The organism is Macellibacteroides sp., from assembly GCF_050251695.1.
In the GTDB taxonomy this organism is placed as follows: domain Bacteria; phylum Bacteroidota; class Bacteroidia; order Bacteroidales; family Tannerellaceae; genus Macellibacteroides; species Macellibacteroides fermentans.
This window is the reverse complement of record NZ_JBFWMI010000040.1, coordinates 1-21,844: the sequence shown is the minus strand read 5'-3', so window position 1 is coordinate 21,844 and position 21,844 is coordinate 1. Positions and strand designations below refer to the sequence as shown.

17 protein-coding genes are annotated in these 21,844 nt (G+C 43.3%); 14 read left to right on the top strand and 3 right to left on the bottom strand.

All coding sequences use genetic code 11. The features are described 5' to 3' along the window. Nucleotides 1-18 precede the first annotated feature (18 nt). The 9 genes from AB7E53_RS07770 to AB7E53_RS07730 all read left to right on the top strand — a co-directional run bounded on the left by AB7E53_RS07770 (nucleotide 19) and on the right by AB7E53_RS07730 (nucleotide 13,411). Nucleotides 19-3,996, top strand: a complete 3,978-nt coding sequence (locus AB7E53_RS07770) for an SUMF1/EgtB/PvdO family nonheme iron enzyme (protein ID WP_446775045.1) — start codon at nucleotides 19-21, stop codon at nucleotides 3,994-3,996. A 57-nt stretch (nucleotides 3,997-4,053) separates the two neighbouring features. After that, on the top strand, nucleotides 4,054-6,492 hold the full coding sequence (gene ccsA / locus AB7E53_RS07765) for a cytochrome c biogenesis protein CcsA (protein ID WP_446772313.1): 2,439 nt from the start codon (nucleotides 4,054-4,056) through the stop codon (nucleotides 6,490-6,492). Nucleotides 6,493-6,579: 87 nt separating this feature from the next. Further along, a complete protein-coding gene (locus AB7E53_RS07760; RefSeq protein ID WP_446775042.1) occupies nucleotides 6,580-6,894 on the top strand; it encodes a hypothetical protein in 315 nt (104 codons plus the stop codon). A gap of 27 nt (nucleotides 6,895-6,921) precedes the next feature. After that, nucleotides 6,922-7,938, top strand: coding sequence for a dihydroxyacetone kinase subunit DhaK (locus tag AB7E53_RS07755; protein WP_179399376.1), 1,017 nt, complete (start codon nucleotides 6,922-6,924; stop codon nucleotides 7,936-7,938). A gap of 3 nt (nucleotides 7,939-7,941) precedes the next feature. Beyond that, complete coding sequence (locus AB7E53_RS07750) at nucleotides 7,942-8,556, top strand: DAK2 domain-containing protein (protein WP_371690110.1); 615 nt, start codon at nucleotides 7,942-7,944, stop codon at nucleotides 8,554-8,556. A 28-nt stretch (nucleotides 8,557-8,584) separates the two neighbouring features. After that, a complete protein-coding gene (gene lsrF, locus AB7E53_RS07745; protein WP_421467596.1) occupies nucleotides 8,585-9,463 on the top strand; it encodes a 3-hydroxy-5-phosphonooxypentane-2,4-dione thiolase in 879 nt (292 codons plus the stop codon). A 96-nt stretch (nucleotides 9,464-9,559) separates the two neighbouring features. Next, nucleotides 9,560-10,444 (top strand): beta-propeller domain-containing protein, encoded by an 885-nt coding sequence (locus AB7E53_RS07740; RefSeq protein ID WP_446771448.1) that lies wholly within the window; start codon nucleotides 9,560-9,562, stop codon nucleotides 10,442-10,444. Nucleotides 10,445-10,492: 48 nt separating this feature from the next. Then, entirely contained in the window at nucleotides 10,493-12,391 is a 1,899-nt protein-coding gene (locus tag AB7E53_RS07735) for a sodium:solute symporter family protein (RefSeq protein WP_350457053.1), read from the top strand. 15 nt (nucleotides 12,392-12,406) lie between these two features. Beyond that, a complete protein-coding gene (locus AB7E53_RS07730; protein WP_179399380.1) occupies nucleotides 12,407-13,411 on the top strand; it encodes a glycoside hydrolase family 130 protein in 1,005 nt (334 codons plus the stop codon). An 854-nt stretch (nucleotides 13,412-14,265) separates the two neighbouring features. Here AB7E53_RS07730 and AB7E53_RS07725 read toward each other — a convergent pair. Further along, on the bottom strand, nucleotides 14,266-15,450 hold the full coding sequence (locus tag AB7E53_RS07725) for an MFS transporter (protein ID WP_446775040.1): 1,185 nt from the start codon (nucleotides 15,448-15,450) through the stop codon (nucleotides 14,266-14,268). Between the two features lie 159 nt (nucleotides 15,451-15,609). Here AB7E53_RS07725 and AB7E53_RS07720 point away from each other — a divergent pair, with 159 nt between their 5' ends. From AB7E53_RS07720 to AB7E53_RS07700, 5 genes are all read left to right on the top strand, one after another. Further along, nucleotides 15,610-16,911, top strand: coding sequence for a phenylacetate--CoA ligase family protein (locus AB7E53_RS07720; RefSeq protein WP_446772998.1), 1,302 nt, complete (start codon nucleotides 15,610-15,612; stop codon nucleotides 16,909-16,911). An 18-nt stretch (nucleotides 16,912-16,929) separates the two neighbouring features. Further along, entirely contained in the window at nucleotides 16,930-17,355 is a 426-nt protein-coding gene (locus AB7E53_RS07715) for an amino acid-binding protein (RefSeq protein ID WP_068178054.1), read from the top strand. Nucleotides 17,356-17,421: 66 nt separating this feature from the next. Further along, nucleotides 17,422-18,228 carry an outer membrane protein assembly factor BamD gene (locus AB7E53_RS07710; protein ID WP_079681983.1) on the top strand — a complete coding sequence of 269 codons (807 nt, stop codon included), beginning with the start codon at nucleotides 17,422-17,424 and terminating at the stop codon, nucleotides 18,226-18,228. A gap of 24 nt (nucleotides 18,229-18,252) precedes the next feature. Continuing rightward, a complete protein-coding gene (locus tag AB7E53_RS07705; protein ID WP_179399382.1) occupies nucleotides 18,253-18,585 on the top strand; it encodes a DNA-directed RNA polymerase subunit omega in 333 nt (110 codons plus the stop codon). Between the two features lie 70 nt (nucleotides 18,586-18,655). Further along, a complete protein-coding gene (locus tag AB7E53_RS07700; protein ID WP_446775038.1) occupies nucleotides 18,656-19,120 on the top strand; it encodes a DUF4293 domain-containing protein in 465 nt (154 codons plus the stop codon). Between the two features lie 82 nt (nucleotides 19,121-19,202). Here AB7E53_RS07700 and AB7E53_RS07695 read toward each other — a convergent pair whose 3' ends face one another. After that, on the bottom strand, nucleotides 19,203-19,838 hold the full coding sequence (locus AB7E53_RS07695) for a porin family protein (RefSeq protein ID WP_371690274.1): 636 nt from the start codon (nucleotides 19,836-19,838) through the stop codon (nucleotides 19,203-19,205). A gap of 67 nt (nucleotides 19,839-19,905) precedes the next feature. Continuing rightward, the gene (locus tag AB7E53_RS07690) at nucleotides 19,906-21,714 is read right to left on the bottom strand and encodes a PBP1 and LysM peptidoglycan-binding domain-containing protein (RefSeq protein ID WP_446775036.1); all 1,809 of its coding nucleotides are present in this window, start codon (nucleotides 21,712-21,714) and stop codon (nucleotides 19,906-19,908) included. Nucleotides 21,715-21,844: the final 130 nt, after the last annotated feature.

Here is a 21,844-nt window from a genome sequence, read left to right as displayed (position 1 = left end):
TACCATATTAATAAACGCATGGCTAACTTTAATAAATTAATAACACTTTTTCTGTCAGCATCATTTATAGTATCGGCTGCTCCTAAAAAAACGGAGTCCGATAACTGGATAGACGCCGCAGTAAAACAAAAAGCAGCCATCCGATCGCAACTGAACAGTGCAAAAATGCCTGTTCAGTCGGTTTGGATGAAAGCAGATATGAAGTCCGCACCAATTACGGCTTCTCTTGCCGGTCAGGACAAGCTGGTTCTGGTAACCACTGCCGGTCCCGACGGAAACGACTGGGATTGGGGAGTATGGGCGAATGCTAGTCTTGTAAAGAAAGACGGTTCGCGGGTGTGGCTGGACGAACTGGATCCTTCGTATGCCGTATCAGGATCTGGTCCGGTTGTTAAGAACAAGAACCTTTATAATGCTCCTCTTTCGATAGGAGGAGAAAAGTACGAACACGGGGTTTTGTGTCATGCTAATGGTGTGATGGTGTTCGACCTAAATAAAGAATTTGTACGTTTTGAAGCCGAAGTTGGTATCGACGACCAATCTGCGGTAGGTAGTGTCTATTTTAGAGTACTCAACGTATTTCCAAAAGAAGAAGCCAGACAATTGATGTCTCGCTTTCCCAACGATCTTCAACCTTTTGCGTCCTACGTGGACGGAACCGAAAACTGGCTTTCGGCGACCGATGCCTCTTTCGAGAAAGATGTAGTATTGAAATTGGCCGGCGAGCTGAAGAATAGTGCTTATTTTCTGCAAAAGGCAAAGCAAATAGAATCAGGTAAGAGCGTGGATGTTCAGATTAAGGAATATCTCCTTTTGTATGAACAAATGCATAAGATTCTTAAAATTCAGGCGGAGTTATCCTGGCTGAATATGGAAGCGGTTCGTCTGGCTTTCAATGACATGAAGAAAAGAAAAGGTTTCGATACAGCTAAATATCAGCCAATGATGAATGAACTTGAATCTTTGACTAAAAAAGGATTCGGAGGAATTTACATGGGCAATGAGATGGCTGTGAACGAAGCAGAAAAAGCAATTTCTCTAAAAAGAGCTATTTTGCTTGGCAATCCGTTGCTGGATGCCGATAAAGTAATTGCTACCCGCTTCAAATTGGGATTAGGTGCACGTAAAGCCATGGCTCCCGACTTAGGTACGCAGGCTAATAACTGGAGTAACCAGCAGTCTACCAGAAGAATGGGCTTTGATGCAGAAATTGTCGAAATTACCAATTTAAGAGGAGATCTGAAGCTTAAGACAGTCTACAAGCCTACTACTACAGCTTCCATCGCCGACCTAAAATTACACTGGGATGGAAAAAGAGTGATGTTCACTTCAATCATGCCCGATAAAAGATGGAATGTTTTCGAAGTAAAGCTGGATGGAACCGGTTGTAAGCCTTTGGTTGAGACTGTTGAACCTGATTTGGAATTTTACGACGGAACCTATCTTCCCGACGGTAGGATTATTGCAAATTCAAATATCGGCTATCAGGGAGTTCCATGCGTAAGCGGTGCCGATCCGGTAGGTAATATGGTTTTGTACACACCTAAGGATAAAGGATTGCGCAGACTAACCTTCGATCAGGATGCGAACTGGAATCCGGTAATCATGCACAACGGACGTGTAATGTATACCCGATGGGAATATACGGATCTTACGCACTATTTCTCGCGTATCATCATGCATATGAATCCGGATGGTACCGAAAACAAGGCTTTGTTTGGCAGTGGAGCAATGTTCCCGAACAGTACATTCGATATTCAGCCCCTGCCCGGACATTCATCCGCTTTTGTAGGAATTATTTCCGGTCACCATGGTGTAGCCCGCTCGGGCAGGATCATTTTGTTTGATCCTTCGAAAGCAAGAAAAGGTGTAGAAGGTATGCTGCAGGAGATACCTTACCGGAACCGTCAGATTATCCCTGAAATTAAAGACGAACTGGTAAATGGCGTATGGCCTCAGTTTGTTAAGCCGATGCCTTTGGACGATTCTTATTATTTAGTGGCTGCAAAGCTGGATCCCAATGCTTTATGGGGTATTTACCTGGTCGACGTTTTCGATAATGTAACCTGTTTGGCACAATTTGAAGGTGAAGGTTTTATTAGTCCGATGTTGGTACGTGAAACCGTGACGCCTCCGGCAATTCCAGATAGAGTGAAACTGAATGAAAAGGAATCTACCGTATTTATTCAGGATATCTATGAAGGCGAAGGTCTGCGCGGTGTTCCCAGAGGTACCGTTAAATCCTTGCGACTTCACGGATACGAATATGCTTACCTGCAAACACAATCAGACCACGTAGCTCAGGGAATCCAGAGTGGATGGGATATAAAGCGTTTGTTGGGTACGGTTCCTGTAGAAGAAGATGGATCAGTAATGTTTAAAATTCCGGCAAATACACCTGTTTCAATTCAACCCCTGGATGCCGAAGGACGTGCCGTTCAATGGATGCGCAGCTGGTTTACCGGAATGCCCGGTGAAGTTGTTTCGTGTGTAGGATGTCACGAAGATCAGAATAAAATCCCGATGCCTAAAAAGGTGATGGCCTCTTCAAAAGCTCCGGCTAAGCTGAAGTTGCCCGAAGGCGGAGTACGTTCGTTCACATTTGATCTGGAAGTACAACCTGTGTTAGACAGAGCTTGTATCGCCTGTCATAATGGTGAGAAAAAGGCATTCGATTTACGCGGTGGTAAAAAAGATAAGCGTGGTTACGGTACATCGTATCTGAATTTACATCCCTACGTTCACCGTCAGGGTCCCGAGGCGGATATGATTGTTTTACAGCCTTACGAATATCATGCCAATACCAGCGAATTGATCCGTATCCTGAAAAAAGGACATTATAACGTTAAACTTACGGATGCGGAATGGAAATCACTGTATAACTGGATCGATTACAATGCTCCGGATAAAGGTTCGTTTGACGCTACCCGTCAGAATGGATTCGACCAGATTGCCCGTAGAATTGAGTTGGCCGACAAATATAATAACGCCGGTGTAGACTGGAAGTCAGAAATCGCCTCTTATGCTGAATACCTGAAAGGTAAAGGTGAAATCAAACCTGTAATGCCAGAGAAGGTTACTCCGGCTAAAACAAAGGAGGTTAAGGTTAAAGGCTGGCCATTCGGTATGGATCAGATCAAAACGATGCTTGCCAACGAAAAGCAACTGAAGAAAGAGGTTGTATTGGCTCCGGGAATTAAAATGACTTTTGTCCGTATACCGGCCGGTCAGTTTGTGATGGGAGGCAATAAAGGTACGGCGGACCATCGTCCGGCTTCTAAAGTGAATATCGGAAAATCGTTCTGGATGGCTGAGGTAGAAGTTACCAATGCGCAATACAACGTAATTTTCCCGGAACATGATAGCCGTTATGTGGATCAGTTCTGGAAAGACCATACTCGTCCCGGATATGACGCAAACTTGCCATATCAACCTGTAATCAGGGTAAGCTATGAGGATGCGATGTCTTATTGCAAGCAATTGAGTGAAAAGACCGGTCTTGCCATCACTCTGCCGACAGAAGCTCAATGGGAATGGGCATGCCGTGCCGGAAGCGAAAGCGATTTCTGGTTTGGTAATCTGAATTCAGATTTCAGTAAAAAAGAAAATATGGCCGATGCACAGCTTAATAAAATGGCCGTGAGTGGAATTGATCCGCAGCCTATGAGCAAGGAGAATCCCTGGTATAAGTACTATAGCTTCTTGCCTAAGGAGGAAAGTGTGGATGATGGAAACATGATTCAGGCAGATTCCAAAAATTACGAAGCCAATCCTTTTGGATTGTTCAGTATGCATGGTAATATTGCGGAATGGACCAGATCATCCTATGTTCCCTATCCTTACAAGGATAAATCAAAAGTTTCTTCCGAATACAAAGTAGTAAGAGGAGGTTCATACATCGATCGTCCCAAATTCTCAACTTCTTACGAACGTAAAGCCTATTATCCGTGGCAACGCGTTCATAACGTAGGTTTCAGAGTAATTATTGAAGATTAAATAAACAGCCGGGTGGCGGTATAACTGCTGCCACCCGGTTTTATATTCGCATAACAAATGAAAGTATCATTCAGTGGGTTTTTCAATTCTGCAGTCACAACGATTGTCTTAATGGTGATATATGCCGGAGGGTTGGCTTTAGCCACATTTATTGAAAAGTATCATGGAACATTGGCAGCCAAAGCCATGATATATTATTCTCCATTGTTCTTTTTATTGCAATTTTTGCTTGTCGTAAATTTTATAGCGCTGGCAATAAAGAAAGGGTTGTATAAAAAGAAGAAATGGGCCGGACTGATCACCCATCTGGCATTTATTGTCATCCTGTTTGGTGCACTTGTTTCACATTTGTTTGGCGAAGAGGGCATTGTCCACATTCGGGAGGGCGAAAGCACCAACGTAATGGCTGTCCGTACTTCGCAATCTACCTCATTTCATACCCTTCCCTTTACGCTTGAACTAGTGAAGTTTAACTTACACCGCTATCCCGGTTCATCCAGCCCCTCGTCTTACGAGAGCGAGTTGCTTGTGCATGTGGATGGTAAGACCCGTCACGAACGGATTTATATGAATAATGTGTTGGACCTGAAGGGCTATCGCTTCTTTCAGGCCTCTTTTGATGCCGATGAACAGGGTACCGTTCTATCGGTAAACCGTGATGTTGCCGGCCGAAATATAACCTATACAGGTTACATCTTTTTGTTGATCGGCCTTGTTTTAAGTCTGGTTACCAGAAATTCCCGTTTTATGAAATTAAACCGCCGTTTAAGAGAATTGATTGATTCCAATAAAAAAGAACTCACGCTTTTAGTTTTACTATGCTTCTCCCTTACCACAAACGCCCAAAGTAAAGAGAATCCCATGATTGAAGCCGTTCAGAAGTTTGCAGTTAGTACGGAGCATGCAGACAAGTTCGGAGCTTTACCTGTTCAATCATCCAATGGAAGAATGATTCCTGTCAATACCTTCTCTTCAGAGATATTACGCAAATTACACAAGTCGGATAAGATAGGCTCTCTTAATTCCGATCAGTTTCTGCTTAGTTTGTTAGCCATGCCCGATATGTGGATGCGGGTTCCCCTGATAGCTATATCTAATAGTGAATTAGCAGGATTCTATAATCTGACAGAAGGTCAGAGTGCCTATATTGAAATGTTTGATTCCAATGGAAATTACAAACTACAGGAAGGTGTAGAAGGAGCTTACAATAAAATGCCCAACGAGCGATCCCGCTTTGATAAAGACTTACTAAAACTGGATGAACAGGTCAACATCATGCATCAGCTGATTAACGGGCAAATGTTGAATCTGTTTCCTAAGGAAGATGACCCCAACCATACATGGTATGCATCGGGAGACGATCTGTCGGTTTTTGCCGGTAAGGATTCCATGTTTGTGTCGCGTGTGATGGACTGGTATATAAGCGAAGTACAAACTGCGCTTAAGTCGGCCGACTGGACCAAAGCCAACGAAGTATTAGGTATGATTGCGACTTATCAGGATGCAAAATCGGGAACCCTGATTATTGATCATGAAAAGCTGGCATCCGAAATTAAATATAACAAGCAACAGGTTTTTCGCTTTACAAAAATATTCTACCTTATTTTAGGAGGATTACTCCTTGTCTTTTCTTTCGTAACACTGTTTAAACAGCGTAAATGGCTGCAATACACCCTGAAAGGTTTGATGCTTCTGGTGCTTGCTGCCTTTGTCTACCATATGTACGGAATGGGGCTCAGATGGTATATCGGAGGATATGCGCCGTGGTCAAACTCCTACGAAACCATGGTGTATGTAGCCTGGGCTACGGTGCTGGCAGGAATTCTGTTCGGCAGACGAAGTTCACTCACGTTTGCATTGGCTACTCTTTTCGGTGGAATAATATTATTTGTGTCCAGCCTTAACTGGATGGATCCGGAGATTAATCCGCTTGTTCCTGTACTCAAATCACCCTGGCTTATGATTCATGTGGCTGTTATAGTGGCAGCATACGGATTCTTCGGTATCAGTTTCCTTATCGGGCTGACTAATCTGGTGCTTATGAACTTTGGAAAAGGCAAACCTGCCAAAGTGATAAAGGCAAGAGTGGGGGAATTATCCCTTGTTAATGAAATGTCTCTTTGGATTGGTTTAACCTTAATGACCATAGGTACATTCCTGGGAGCTGTGTGGGCGAACGAATCGTGGGGCCGTTATTGGGGATGGGATCCTAAAGAAACCTGGGCATTAATTACAGTGGTGATCTATGCGATCGTCTTGCACATGCGGATGATAAAGGCATGTAAGAATGCATGGGCGCTTAACATGGGTTCCGTTATAGCCTTTGCATCTGTGATGATGACCTTTTTCGGGGTGAATTACCTGCTTAGCGGTATGCATTCTTATGGTCAGAACGATAATATTCATGGTATTTTCATCTACCTGTATATTATTTTGGCTGTAGTTGTTCTGCTTGGCATACGGTCCTATATATGCTTCAGAAAGTATAGATTTTAATCCGGAAATTAGTACTACAAAAGTCCATATTGTATCCTGTCGAATATAAATTCTAATTATCATAATACGTATTTAAACCTTATTATCATGAGAACATTGCATCATTTTGGCGTTCCTGTAAATTACATCAGAGAAGACGCAACATTAAACGAAGGACTGAAGGTGTGGCTGACCGATATCAGCAACAGTGAGAACAAGATTGAGTTCCTGAAATTCGAAGAAGGTTCGTGCCTTCCCGAACTGGTACAGACAACGGCTCATATTGCCTATACGGTACCTTGCCTGACTACAGCACTGGAAGGACAAAAAGTAATATTTGGTCCGGCCGTATGCGACGAACACCTTACCATTGCTTTTATTGAAGAAGAGGGTGTTGCTATCGAATTAATGGAAATTAGATAAACAAGAAACAAAAAGGAGAATAATAAAATGTCAGCAACTAAAATAAAATTCATAAATAATCCGGAACAGATTACCTCGGAACTGTTGGAAGGATATGTAATGGCTTATAAAGATAAAGTAGCTTTAGCCGGCGAGAACATTGTAGTACGCGCAACACCTAAAAGCGAAGATAAGGTGGCGATTGTTACTTTGGGAGGTTCCGGACACGAACCGGCTTTAAGCGGATTCGTAGGCGAAGGTATGTTAGATTGCTCTGTAGTAGGCGATATCTTTGCCGCTCCGGGTGCACAGCGACTTTTTCAGGCATTGCAGCTGTTTAAAAGAGAGGCCGGAATATTGTTGGTAGTGTTGAACCACTCCGGCGATGTGATGAGTGCCAACATGGCTTGCCAGCTGGCCGAACGGATGGGTATCAAAGTAAAGAAACTGCTTACACACGATGATATAAGTGCCGGTATCGGTGCACCGGATGAAGATCGTCGCGGTCTGGCTGGTTGCGTTCCTTTGTTTAAGATTATAGGTGCTGCTGCCGAGGAAGGGAAATCATTGGATGAATTGCTTGAGATCGGTGAGCGTTTCTCTCAGAATGTAGCTACCCTTGCAGTTGCTATGCGCTCGTGTACGCACCCTCAAAACAATGGAATTATTACCGACCTGCCCGAAGGTATCATGGAAATCGGTATGGGTCAGCATGGCGAAGGCGGCGGCGGACGTCAGCCTTTGGTTTCGGCAGATGAAACCGCAGCACAGATGGTAGATCTTTTGCTGCAACAGTTGAAACCTGCAGCAGGAGATAAGATGCTGCTTATTATAAACGGTGTAGGTGCTACCACCCACATGGAATTAAGCATCGTTTACCGCAAAGCTTGTATGGTTCTTGAAGAAAAGGGCTTTGAAGTATGCGAAGGTCGCATTCAGGAAATCCTTACGGTACAGGAACAGGCAGGTTTCCAGATGATCATCGCCAAACTGGATGCAGATCATATCGATTACTTAAAAAACAAACGTGCAGATGCACCTTACTGGGTTACAATAGGCAAATAAACCATGGACGTATTATCTATAGATATTTTTAAAGCAATGATGCGCAATGCGCTAATGCATGTAAAGCTCAGGGAAGATGAGTTTTCAAAGCTCGATGCGGTTATTGGCGACGGCGATCATGGTACCGCAATTGTTACAGCTCTCTCTTGTGTGATGGATCCGCTTGAAAAGGGAACCGAATTCAAATCGATGCTGAACGATATGGGCTTTGCCGTAATGTTACAGACAAGCGGTTCAACCAGCACCCTGCTTGGCGCTTTCTTTCTGGGAATGAGCGATTATTCTGCCGGAACTTCTCTGGATGCCGGCGCTATGAAAGCTATGTTTGCCGGAGGACTGGAAAATGTACGGAAGCAGACGAAAGCTCAGAAGGGTGACAAGACGATGATGGATGCATTGATCCCGGCGGTCGAAGCCATGCAGGCATCAACATCTCAGGATATAAAAGAATTGCTTGTTGCAGCAGCTGAGGCGGCTTTGCAAGGAGCCCAATCTACAGTTCAGATGAAGGCCAACTTTGGCAGGGCACGCAATTACGGCGAACAATCCATCGGGTATGCCGATTCGGGTGCAACTTCGTGGTCTTGTATGTTTGCTTCGTTTGCAGAGGCAGTGTGAGTTCAACTATTATTATAAAGAAAAGAAAATGGCAGATTTAGATGGCATCATTGCCAACAAAGACAAAGATTATGGAATTGGAATTCCTGTGCAAAAGCAATCCTTCTTTTTAAAAGGACTGGATCATTGTGACTGGGGAATTAAAGACAGAATGAGCCGGATATTTAATCCCGAAACGGGCCGCACGGTGATGTTGGCTTTTGATCACGGATACATCATGGGCCCTACATCAGGACTCGAAAGACTTGATTTGTCGATCGTTCCGCTTATCGAATATGCCGATTCACTGATGTGTTCCAGAGGTGCATTGCGGTCGGTTGTTCCTCCTGTATGCAATAAACCGGTTTGTTTGCGCTATTCTGCAGGCACTTCCGTGCTTACCGAATTAAACAATGAATGTATACTCGATATTAAAGATGCAATCCGCCTGAATGCTTCGGCACTGGCAGTTATGGTTTCCATTGGGGATACCTACGAAGCTAAAACCATCGAAAATCTGGTTCGTACGGCCGACTACGGTTATACATACGGTATCCCTACCATGGGGGTTACGGCTGTTGGTAAGCAGATGACCCGCGATGCCCGCTATTTTGCGACTGCAGCGCGTATCTGTGCCGAAAACGGGGCGACTTTTGTAAAGACTTACTATACCGAGCAGGACTTTGCGAAGGTTATTAATGCCTGTCCGGTTCCCATCGTGATAGCCGGAGGAAAGAAGTTACCCGAAAAAGAGGCCTTGGATTTATGTTACCGGGCTATCAATGAAGGTGCTGCCGGAGTAGATATGGGTAGGAATGTTTTCCAAAGCGAAAAGCCGGTAGCCATGATTCGCGCCGTGCGAGGCGTGGTTCATGAAGGACTTACTACCGAACAAGCTTTTGAAATGTTTAATGATCTTGCCGACTAATTAACTTTGGAGGGTGTCACCGTATGTTGGCACCCTTCTTATTTTATGCCACTTGCTTACTTAGTATTCTATACCATATTAATACCATTTAAAATGATGAACCGAATTTATATGCTGACCGTCCTGGCAGCCTTATCAGTATTGTTTTTTTCGTTCAAAAATAAGAGTCCCAAGTTGCTGATCGGTGGATCGGGTTGGAACAAAATCGCCATACTAGACAAAGAAACTAAAAAAATAGAGTGGGAGTATCCTTTGGAAAAAGGCTGGGAGTGTAATTCTGTCGCCGTAACAAAGCAAGGCGATGTGCTGTTTTCCTACAGTAAAGGAGCGAAGCTTATTACCCGCGATAAGAAAGAAATATGGAATGTAACAGCTCCCGAGGGAGCAGAGATGCAGACTGCCAAGGTGTTGCCCAACGGGAATTATCTGTTGGCATGGTGCGGCCGACCGGCTACGATTCTTGAGGTGGACAAGAAAGGGAAGACAATACGGAAGACCGAATATGAAACAGGTGTGGAACAGGTGCATGCCCAATTCCGTCAGGTAAGCAAAAATAAAAAAGGGAATTACCTGATTCCGGTATTTGCTACATCCGACGTCCGTGAGGTATCACCTCAGGGTAAACTGATTAAAACAGTTAAGGTGCCCGGAAACCCTTTCTCGACTGTTACTCTTCGTAACGGAAATTTATTGGTTGCCTGTGGTGATGCCCATCAGTACATCGAACTTGATTACGAAAAAGAAACGATTGTGCGTGTGGTTGAGGAGAAACAGATTGAAGGTGCACCGCTTTCGTTTGTAGCCGAACTCTTCCCTGTTGATGGGGGCGGACTATTTATCTGTAACTGGCAGGGACACAACCGCGAGCAGGCAGAAGGTACTCCCAAATTGATTGAGGTGGATAAGAATGGAAAGATGATCTGGTCGCTTACCGGTTATCAGGAGACAGGGATGATCTCTGCTATCTATCCTTTTAATTGATATTTTTTCTATCTTTGAACGTTTTTACGTTAACAAATTGAGTATACCATGAAATTACAGTTAGTGGACGTGCTTATCATCGCAGCTTATCTGGTGATTATGATTGTCATCGGACTTCTGCTGAAGAAGAAAGCTTCCAAAAATCTCGATTCTTACTTTCTGGGAGGTAAGACTCTTCCGTTTTATATGTTAGGTCTCTCCAATGCTTCCGGTATGTTTGACATCTCCGGAACCATGTGGATGGTGTATCTGGCCTTTGTGTATGGTCTTAAGAGCCTTTGGATTCCCTGGCTCTGGCCGGTGTTTAATCAGATATTTTTAATGATCTACCTGTCGGTTTGGCTTCGCCGTTCCAATGTGCTCACCGGAGCCGAGTGGATCCGTACGCGCTTTGGTTATGGAAGGGGCGCCAATCTCTCGCATACCATTGTAGTTCTTTATGCTGTAATAGGTGTACTGGGATTTTTAAGTTACGGGTTTATCGGGATAGGTAAGTTTATGGAGATATTCTTCCCGTGGGAAGTGGTGTCGCAGTATGTGCCTTTCGACGTGGCTCCGCAGTATGTGCCCCACGTTTACGGTATCTTCTTCACTACCATTGCTACACTTTATGTAATGTTGGGGGGGATGTTGAGTATTGTATGGACAGACGTGGTGCAATTTGGTATAATGACGGTTGCCGGTGTGGTGATTGCTGTTATCGCAATGACGAACGTTACGCCCGAGATGCTTGCCGCCCATGTGCCGGCTGGATGGGATTCTCCTTTCTTTGGCTGGACGCTGGATCTGGACTGGAGCAATCTGTTGCCTGTAGCAATGGACAAAATTGCTGCTGATCAATACAGCTTGTTTACAATATTTGTGATGATGATGCTTTTCAAAGGCGTCTTCCTAAGTATGGCTGGTCCTGCACCCAATTACGACATGCAAAAGATCCTGGCTTGTAAGTCTCCGAAAGAGGCGGCTCTTATGAGCGGTTCCGTTCCGGTAATCCTGTTGATTCCGCGTTACCTCATGATTATGGGTTTTGCCGTGCTTGCCATTGTTTTCTTTAGCGAAGACTTCAGGGCTATGGGATCGGCAGTCGATTTCGAGACGATTCTTCCACGTGCAATCGGACAATTTGTTCCGGTAGGCTTGGCCGGACTGTTGTTGGCTGGCTTGCTGGCTGCATTTATGTCTACTTTCGCCTCTACGGTTAATGCGGCTCCGGCTTATCTGGTTAATGATGTGTACCTTAAATATATCAATCCCAAGGCATCAGCCCAGACGCAGATACGCGCAAGTTACCTCATTTCGGCTCTGGTTGTTGTAATCAGCACCGTTATCGGTTTCTTTGTGCTGAATATAAATTCGGTACTTCAGTGGATTGTTTCGGCGTTGTACGGTGGATATATCGCAGCCAATTTTTTGAAGTGGCATTGGTGGCGCTTTAACGGTACGGGTTACTTCTGGGGAATGCTTGCCGGTATTCTGGCAGCGATGGTTGTTCCTTTGTTTTTCCCAAATACGTTACCCTTGTATTATTTCCCGGTACTGATGGTTATTTCCTTTGTAGGGTGTATAATAGGTACGTTATTGTCGGCTCCAACCGACGAAAAGACGCTGATAAATTTCTATATCCGCGTACGTCCGTGGGGATTTTGGGGACCGGTTGCCCGTAAGGCTATGGAAAAATACCCGCAGGTTACCAGAAACCGGAACTTCAAACGGGATATGTTTAATGTGGCCGTTGGTATTATCTGGCAAAGTTGTCTTACCATTATACCGATGTATATTGTTATAAAAGAGGGATTCCCCTTGTTTACATCTATTGTGATACTTGTTATCACCACCCTGATTCTGAAAAAGAATTGGTATGATAAGATGGATCGTGAAGAAAAAGAATACAATGCGCTTATGAGCACGTTGGACTTAGATAAAGAGGACTCTGAATTAGTTAAATAAAAAGCAAAAAGAAGTATGAGCAAGTCAGATTTAATCATCAAAGGAGATTCGTTGCCCGGAATGCCCTGGGAGGATCGTCCCCAGGGATGCAAGGAGGTGATGTGGCGTTTTTCTAAAAACCCGGTGATCCCCCGCAATATCATACCTACCTCCAACAGCGTTTTCAATAGCGCCGTTGTTCCTTTTAAAGATGGATATGCCGGCGTGTTTCGTTGCGACGATACCAACCGCCGTATGCGTCTGCATGTAGGTTTCAGTAAAGATGCCATTCATTGGGATATCAAAGAGACCAAACTTGAATTTGTTTGCGACGACCAGGAGATCGGTAATTTTGTATATGCCTACGATCCACGCGTGTGTTTCATTGAAGACCGCTATTATGTTACCTGGTGTAACGGATATCATGGTCCCACGATTGGGGTGGCTTATACCTTCGATTTCGAAACGTTCCACCAGCTTGAAAACGCATACCTGCCTTTTAACCGCAACGGTGTAATGTTTCCCCGCAAAATAAACGGAAATTATGCCATGCTTAGCAGACCCAGCGATAACGGTCATACACCTTTCGGCGATATATTTTACAGTGAATCGCCGGATATGTGCTTCTGGGGTAAACACCGTCATGTAATGTCTCCTGCTCCATTTGAAGACAGTGCATGGCAATGTACCAAGATTGGTGCGGGACCAATACCCATCGAGACCTCCGAAGGGTGGTTGCTTATCTATCACGGAGTGTTGCATTCATGTAACGGCTTTGTTTATAGTTTCGGTTCTGCATTGTTGGATCTTGATCAGCCCTGGAAAGTGAAATTCCGTTCCGGACCTTACCTGTTGTCTCCGCAGAAGGATTACGAATGTATGGGTGATGTTCCTAACGTTGTATTCCCTTGTGCTGCTCTGCACGATCCCGAATCTAAACGTATTGCCGTATATTATGGCTGTGCGGATACTGTAACGGGACTGGCATTCGGTTATATAGACGAAATAATAGAATTTACAAAAAAACATTCCATAATATAGTTTTGTAATTTTTTATTAATATCGTTAATTTGGACCTGATTTAGTTAAACAAAAAGGATGAAGTGTTAAAATAATACAGGAGCTGTAAATAAATTAAGATTTTCTTAAAAATATGTTTTATAATATCCTTTTTTATTTGTTTAGTCTCTAATTATGCTTCATCTTTGTGTCCAGATAACCTAAACAATCTTTTTGCCTTAAAGACTAATACCTATTAAAAACCTATAGAGAGGGCCTTTGCGAAGAGGCCCTCTCTATGTATTAAGATTTCCTATCTCGCTTTTTAGTTCAAAAAACTAGTATATACGTTTCTGCTACATTTCAGGGTTCACGCTGGCCCCCTTCCATGTAATGCGCCTTTACTATGTATTTTCCTTATTATCATTTGTTTATATAAGTATTTCTCCTTTGTGCTTTTTGCTGTTGCTTCGTGTGCGGCACGACCTACTCTGTAAACGTTTACTCCAGCCGTGCCTCTTTGTAGAACCCTCCAACGATTCATTAGAACCTTTCAAACGGAGGCTAACAGATAAGAGTACGGTAATCTATTTTTTTCATAACGAAGAACTAATCGTTGGACCTGGGTCCAACGATATCTTAACCATGGTCCAACGATATGTTGACCTAGGTCCAACAATAAGTAGACCATGGTCCAACGATTAGCTTCTCGTATTGAAAATTGTTAGAGTATACGGACAAAGATGCTGTTTGTGGGATACTTATCAGTAATTCATAAGCATTTATTTGTACTTGTCAGTACCTGATAAAATTAAGTGGATTAATTCAAGGGAAGTATCTATGGAGATTGCAAAAATCCACAGCGAAGAGAAAACAAAAAAGGTGGTTGAACGGCTTTATTCGGAGGGAGATTGAACTGGGGGATTTGCCTTAAACTGAAGCACTAGGAACAGCAATCCGGGTATAAAGATAATGGCCGCCGATGTAAGCAAGGCGATTTGAAGCGAGTACACATCATTCATCCATCCTATAAATGGGGCGATAGCCGCAAACATAAGTCGGATTACGAAGTTCCGTATGGAGAGAACCGTGGCACGCATTTCCGAAAGTGTCATCTGATTGATATAGCCTTTCAGGATCGGGGTGGCGAATCCGCGGAAGATATAAAAGATAAAAAGAACAAAAAGTCCGACGTAAGAAAGATTAAAGGCCAGCGCAATGTAGCCTCCGGCAATAAAGAATAAAATGATGATTCCCATTTTGCGCACACCGAAGAACCGGTCAACTTTATCGGAATACAGTGCCGCAATGCCCACGGTGAGGTTCAAGACTGTCCAGATTATTCCATACAGCGAAGTGGGAGTCTTCAGGTGTATAAGCAATGGTTGTACAAACCAGGCCATGGTGAGGGTAGCCGCCCCGATGATACCGGAGTACATAATGTTGTAGCAAAGCTGCTTGTTGGTGAACAGCGAGTATCTTATTATTTTGACTATTTCTTGAAGAGGGCTCTTAATCACGTTTCTTTGTTTTGCTTCCTTCAGGGCAATGGCGGCGGGAATACCGATGAAGGCGATGGCGGTCTGGAAGATAAATGGTAAACGAAGGGAATACACAGCCAGCAGTCCGCCTAAAATACCGGCAAAGGCTTCGGCAAAATTGCCAATCATTGTGATGCGTCCTTCGTACCGGAGGTAGAGAGGTTCCTTGTTATGCTCTACCGTTGTATCGTATAATAGGGCCGAGTCTGCCCCGTTAACCAGTGTTTGTCCCACTCCGAGCAAGATCTCTGCAAATAAGAACGCAGTAAATGTGTCAGTAAAAGAGTAGCTCAGGTATCCGCCAAAGTAGAGAATACAACCCAGGATCAGACATTTACGCCGTCCCCATACGTCGGCCAGATAACCCGATGGAATCTCCAGAATAACTGCAGCCATGGAATAGACGCTTTTCAGAATAAAAACATCCTTCAGTCCCAGACCGTTCGATTCGTAAAAAAGAACGATGACGGGCATTACAAGGGTAAACCATTTGGAGACTTTTATGAGATAAAGCAGGCTTATGTTCTTCCGGAAAGACATTGGCTGAGAAGCGTTTGTTTTATTGTTTAATTTGAATACAAATATACGAATTTTTGCAAGGTAAAGGGAATTAATCAGTAACAGAATGGGATTAAAATAAAAAAAGTTGTTACTTTGCGTTGCTAATTTGTTTCTAATTATCAAAAACACTATACGATCATGATTTGGAATGAGACAATCGAATGCATGGGTAGGGAAGACATGCGTAAACTTCAGGGCATACGTTTAAAGCGTGTCGTTGAACATGCTTACCATAACACTCCCTTCTATCGCAAGAAGATGCAGGAAATAGGAATTACTCCCGGAGATATCAACTCTATCGATGATATCGTTAAGCTACCCTTTACAGTAAAACAGGATTTACGCGATAATTATCCCTTTGGATTAATGGCTGTGCCCATGTCGGAAATTGTCCGGCTGCATGCCTCGTCCGGAACAACCGGTAAACCTATCGTGGTAGGATATACCCGCAAGGATCTTTCGGTGTGGGGCGAAGTGGTGGCCCGCTGTCTGAGTGCTTACGGTTTAACGCGCAACGACTCGGTGCAGGTTTCCTACGGTTACGGACTGTTTACCGGGGGACTCGGATTACACTACGGAGTAGAAACCCTGGGTGGTACCGTTATCCCCATCAGTAGTGGAAATACACAGAAGCAAATTCAGCTGATGCACGACTTCGGAGCCAAGGCTTTGGCTTGTACTCCCTCGTATGCGCTTTTTTTAGCAGAGGCAATTAAAGATTCTGGTATCAAAAGAGAGGAATTTCAATTAAAAACAGGTATCTTTGGAGCTGAGCCGTGGACAGAGAATATGCGGAAGGAGCTCGAAGAGAAGCTGGGCATTAAGGCCTACGATATTTATGGGCTTACCGAAATTATCGGTCCGGGTGTGGGATGCGAATGTCAAAGCCAGAACGGAACCCACTTATGGGAAGATCATTTCTTTCCCGAGATTGTGGATCCCGTAACGCTTGAACCCGTAGAACCGGGTAAGCCGGGCGAACTGGTATTCACTACGCTTACCAAAGAGGGGATGCCTATGTTGCGTTACCGTACCAGAGACCTTACTTCATTGAATTATGAAGTTTGCGAATGTGGACGTACCGCGGTTCGTATGAGCCGGATTCTGGGCAGAAGCGACGATATGCTGATCATCAGAGGTGTGAATGTATTTCCTTCTCAGGTCGAATCTGTTATATTGGAGCTTGAAGAATTTGAACCTCATTACCTGTTGGTGGTGGATCGGGTTAACAATACCGATTCGTTGCAGGTTCAGGTGGAGGTTAGGCAGGAGTTTTATTCGGACGAGATGAATAAAATGCTTGCTTTAAAGAAAAAGATAACACATCGTTTGCAGAGTGTACTCGGGTTGACTCCCGATGTGCGTATTGTTGAGCCCCGTAGTATTGAACGCAGCCAGGGTAAAGCAAAACGTGTTATCGACAACCGGAAGTTGCTATAATCTAAATGATAAAGAACTATGTTAATTAAGCAGTTGTCTATTTTTTTGGAAAATAAAAAAGGCCGTTTTACCGAAGTAGCCAAGTTGCTTGGCGAAGCTGGTGTTAACATGTCTGCCTTTACTGTGGCTGAAAATTCGGATTTTGGTATTCTTCGTCTGATTGTTTCGGATACGGACAAAGCGATTAAAGTACTTCGTGATAAACTCTATGCGGTAAGTGTGGCCAATGTGGTGTGCCTTCATTGCCCCAATCAGCCCGGAGCGTTGGCTAAAGCTATGGATATAATCACCTCAGAAGGTATCTTTATCGAGTACATGTATGCCTTTTCGCAAGGTGAGGCAGCCAATGTGATTATTCGTCCGGATAACGTTGAAAAGTGTGCTGAAGTGCTGAAAGCGAACAAATTGGAGCTTTTAGCGGCAAGTGATTTATATAAGTTGTAATTATTAACGTTTTGTGTTTCGTAAATTAACTCTTTTGAGTTAACTTTGCGCGCTAAAAGTATGTGAATGAAAAAGGTTCTATTTATAATGATGATTGCAGTCTTGTTTTCTTCCTGCGGGGAGTATAACAAGATATTGAAGAGTACTGATTACGAGCTTAAGTATTCGTATGCTAAGAAATACTTCAATATGAAGGAATTTACCAAGTCGGCAACCCTGTTGGAAGAACTGGTACCCATTTACAAGGGAACAGCTTCTGCGGAAGAGTCGCTTTATCTGCTGGCGCAAAGTTATTACGGTCAGAAGGATTATTTAACGGCATCGCAGTATTTCAATACGTATTATACAACGTATCCAAAGGGTGAGTACACGGAGTTGGCCCGTTATTATTCGGGTTATGGCCTTTACCTGGATTCGCCGGACCCCAGACTGGATCAGACCCAGACTTACAAGGCAATTGCCGAGTTACAGCTTTATCTGGAGTACTATCCGCAAAGTGAACGGGCTAAAGAGGCACAGAACATTATGTTCGAGTTGCAGGAAAAGCTGGCATTTAAGGAATTGCTTGCCACCCGTTTGTATTATAACTTAGGAACTTATATGGGTAATAATTTTCAATCGTCGGTAATTACCGCTCAGAATGCGTTGAAGAATTATCCATACTCCAAATACAGAGAAGAGTTTATGTATTATGTGATACAGTCTAAATACGAACTGGCAATGGTTAGTGTGGAAGAAAAGCTGCAGGGCCGTTACCGCGATGTGGTGGACGAGTATTATAACTACATGAATGAATATCCCGAAGGTAAGTACGTAAAACAGGTTAAGAAGTTTTACGACTATGCCAGCAAGAGAATTAATGATGCGTATTAACGATTATAATCAATAAATAGAAAGATGGATTACAGAAAGTCTAACGCTCCAACAAACACGATCACCCGCGACATGATGAGATTGTCGGAGGATACAGGTAATGTATACGAAACTGTGATGGTAATTGGTAAGAGAGCCAATCAGATTAGTGTTGAAATGAAGCAGGATTTGGAGAAGAAACTTCAGGAATTTGCTTCTTACAACGATAATCTTGAAGAGGTTTTTGAAAACAGAGAGCAAATTGAAATTTCGCGTTACTATGAAAAGCTGCCTAAACCTACGTTGATTGCAGCTCAGGAATATGAAGACGGGAAAGTTTATCACAAAAATCCGCTCAAAGAAAAAAGTAATTTCTAAGAAATACGAAACGTTCAACATAAAGGCTGATTCTTTGCGGATCGGCCTTTGTGTTTAAAATAATACGATTATGTTACAAAGAATTCAAACCGTTTATTTATTTATTGTTGCAGCGCTTGGCCTTGCTTTGTTCTTTCTGCCGTTGGCCAATATGCAAGCCGGAGCCGACTTGTTCACATTCGACATATTCGGGTTAAATGCCGGAGTAAATGCTCAAAGTGAGCAAGTATACCATACCTGGAGCCTGGCTGTACTTACCGGAATCAGTACGTTGTTACCTTTTATTACCATTTTCTTGTACAAGAAAAGAATGTTGCAGATCCGTTTTTGCATATTCAATGCTATTCTGTTGATCTGTTTTTATCTGTTATTTGGCTTTTTTGTATGGATCACCTATGGCAAGTATTCGGCAACCCATTTCGGAATTGAGATTGCCCTTGCATTTCCGCTGGTTAATCTGATTCTTACTTATCTGGCTATCCGTAACATCGGTGCCGACGAGGCTTTAGTAAGATCATTGGAAAGATTAAGATAATAGCGAGCGCTATCATAAAATAGAAAGGGACCGATTTATTCAGAATCGGTCCCTTTCTATTTTATGGTTTGTTTATTGATGCTTATTTGAATAAAGGAAGCAGGTAAGTAAGTTTTACTGAAAGCACCTGTGCCGACGATTTAGGAAAAATATCTGCCTTCTTGCTGTTGTACATGTCTCCTAAAGCATAATAATACCTGCCTTCCAACAGAAAATAACCTACACCCGTCCGTATTTCCAGTCCCGGACCTCCACAAAGTCCCCAGTCAAATTTCTTATCGATGGGCATATCATGTTGGTCGTTTGTCGTATTCGGAGTTGCGTCACCCAAATTGCTTTCGGTCTTTTCGTTAAGGGCGTAGCCTATCTTCGGACCAAGATTAATATAGAACTTGGCATTCTTCCCCCCGAAATAGATATGGGTGAACACTGGTAACTCTATGTAGTTGATTGTACGGCTGTAGGTAAACTCCGGATTCAGATCAAACTGTTCCTTCCAACCTTGTTGCACATAGTTTAGTTCTGCCTGCAATCCCACATTCTTTTCTGTATTGTATCGTGCCGTAACTCCGGCAGTGTATCCCATAAGCATCCCTTGTTGAACCTTCGGGGTAAAGCTGACGGACGAGAATGTAGTACCAAACGAAGCGCCTACAGCCAGCTCCGGTTTGAATGTTTCCTGCGAAAACAATGTGGCAGTCAGCAGTATCCCCGCCATAGATCCGTAAAATCTTCTTTTCAAGCTTGTCGTATTCATTACCTGTGTATAGGTTGTATAGGGACGTTTATAATTCGTTTAATTGTATGCGCGAGATGGTAAAGTCCTTATTGTAACGGACAATAAACAGGTTGGTATTGATAAATCCACCCCAGTTGTTTACCCTCTCAAAGTTGAATCCGGTCTGAATACTGTTATGTCCCGTTCTCTTCAGGTTATTCTCCATATTCGAGCCATAGGTCCACACCCCTTTGAAGAAATACATTCCGGTATCAAATCCAAGCATACCGTATTTGGGGAATGTATTGATCGGGTTCTTGCTGAACCATGTTTTATACTTCTGATAAAAGTTCTTTACTCCGTCGCTTAGATTGTCTGCATAGAAGTTGCTGTATATATAGGTATTCAATGCATAAAACTCTTCCAGGCAATCGCGTGTGTAGGTCTGCCATTCCGGATATCCGAACAAGGTGAGCTGGTAATCGGGCCTGTTGGAGGAAATGGTAACCAAGGGAGTCTTAATCTTATTCAATGCGTTGAGTGTTCCCGATGTAGGAATAATCACATTGGGTTTGTCCGTCACAAACTGCGATTCAATCTCTGTAGCAAATGTCTCCGCATTGTATGTGTATTCCTTGTAGCTAACCTTCTTCTGTTTCAGTTCGGTTTTTAACTCCTGTATAAACTCTTTCTTATCGTCCTGCGGATCATTAACCTTCAGAATAATGATATTGTAATTCTTGAACAGCTCACACCCTGCCTGTGCTGCTTTCGAATACAGATAGGATTGAGGGGTGTTTACCTGAAACACATAGGGATTGGAAAGCACATCGTCGTTTTTGGAGGTGAATGGAATGACATATCTTATTTTGTTCTTTTCCGCAAACTTAGCCACAGGATGTATTTGTTCGTTCTGAACAGCACCTATCAGAAGGTCGGCCTCCTTCACCGCCGGATTCTTTAATATATCATTAATCTTCTCCGTGCCGTTTCCTGTATCGAAAACCGACAGGTTGATAGAGCAGCCCTGGTTACGCATACTGTCAACCGCTAGCAGGAATCCTTCATAATATTCTATAAACCGCGATGTGTTTGACGAAGGGTAGGCCTCTTCTGTCATAAACGGCAACAACAGGGATACATTCACCACCGGAAGTTTCTTAGAATCTTTTTTACGGGAAAGCAATGCGTTTACCTCCTTTTCGTCCGTAATTTCGGTCGACACAAGCACCTTTTGCTCCTCCTTTACCGGGATATAGATTACAGCCCCTGCCTTTACTCCATCTTTCAGCGATGGGTTACGCTTGATAAGTTCGGTAGTGGAGACATCAAACTTTTTGCTTATTCTAAACAAAGTCTCTTTTTTCTGGATAGTATAAGGTACATCCTTTGTAACAGTCTGCACCTGTTCCACCGAAGGTTCTTCGTGTGGATTGCGTGGAATACGTATGGTTTTACCGATGGAGAAGGTCTCGGCAGATAAGCCAGGGTTGGCATCTGCAATCTGATCGGCAGGAACCGTGTATAACCTTGATACCGAATAAAGAGTCTCTTTCGCTTTTATCGTATGAAAGGAGTAATTGGCTACGCCATTGGATTTACCTTTATCATCGGGGGCAAGCTGAGGAATCATTAATTTGAATCCGACTTTAATTCCCTCCTTACTTTCCGGATTCAGTTTATAGATGTCGTTTACCTTTACACCATACATTGTAGCAATGGAGTAAACCGTTTCCCCCCGCTGGATAGTATGGTAAAATAGGTTGCTGTCTCTTTCGTGGGTTATGATAGCTGTTGTTTTGTTGTTTTGAGACTGAACAGCTGAGCAGCCGATTGCCAGGATTAAAGCGATGATACATGTGCTAATCTTATTCATATACTGATTGGATTATTTGATGCAAAGATAAAAAGAAAAATGGAAGGAGTGGAATAATGGAGAGTTATAGTTACAATTAACCAATTTGTTTGACAGCAAATTAATTGCCCGGAATCAGTATGCCTGTCAT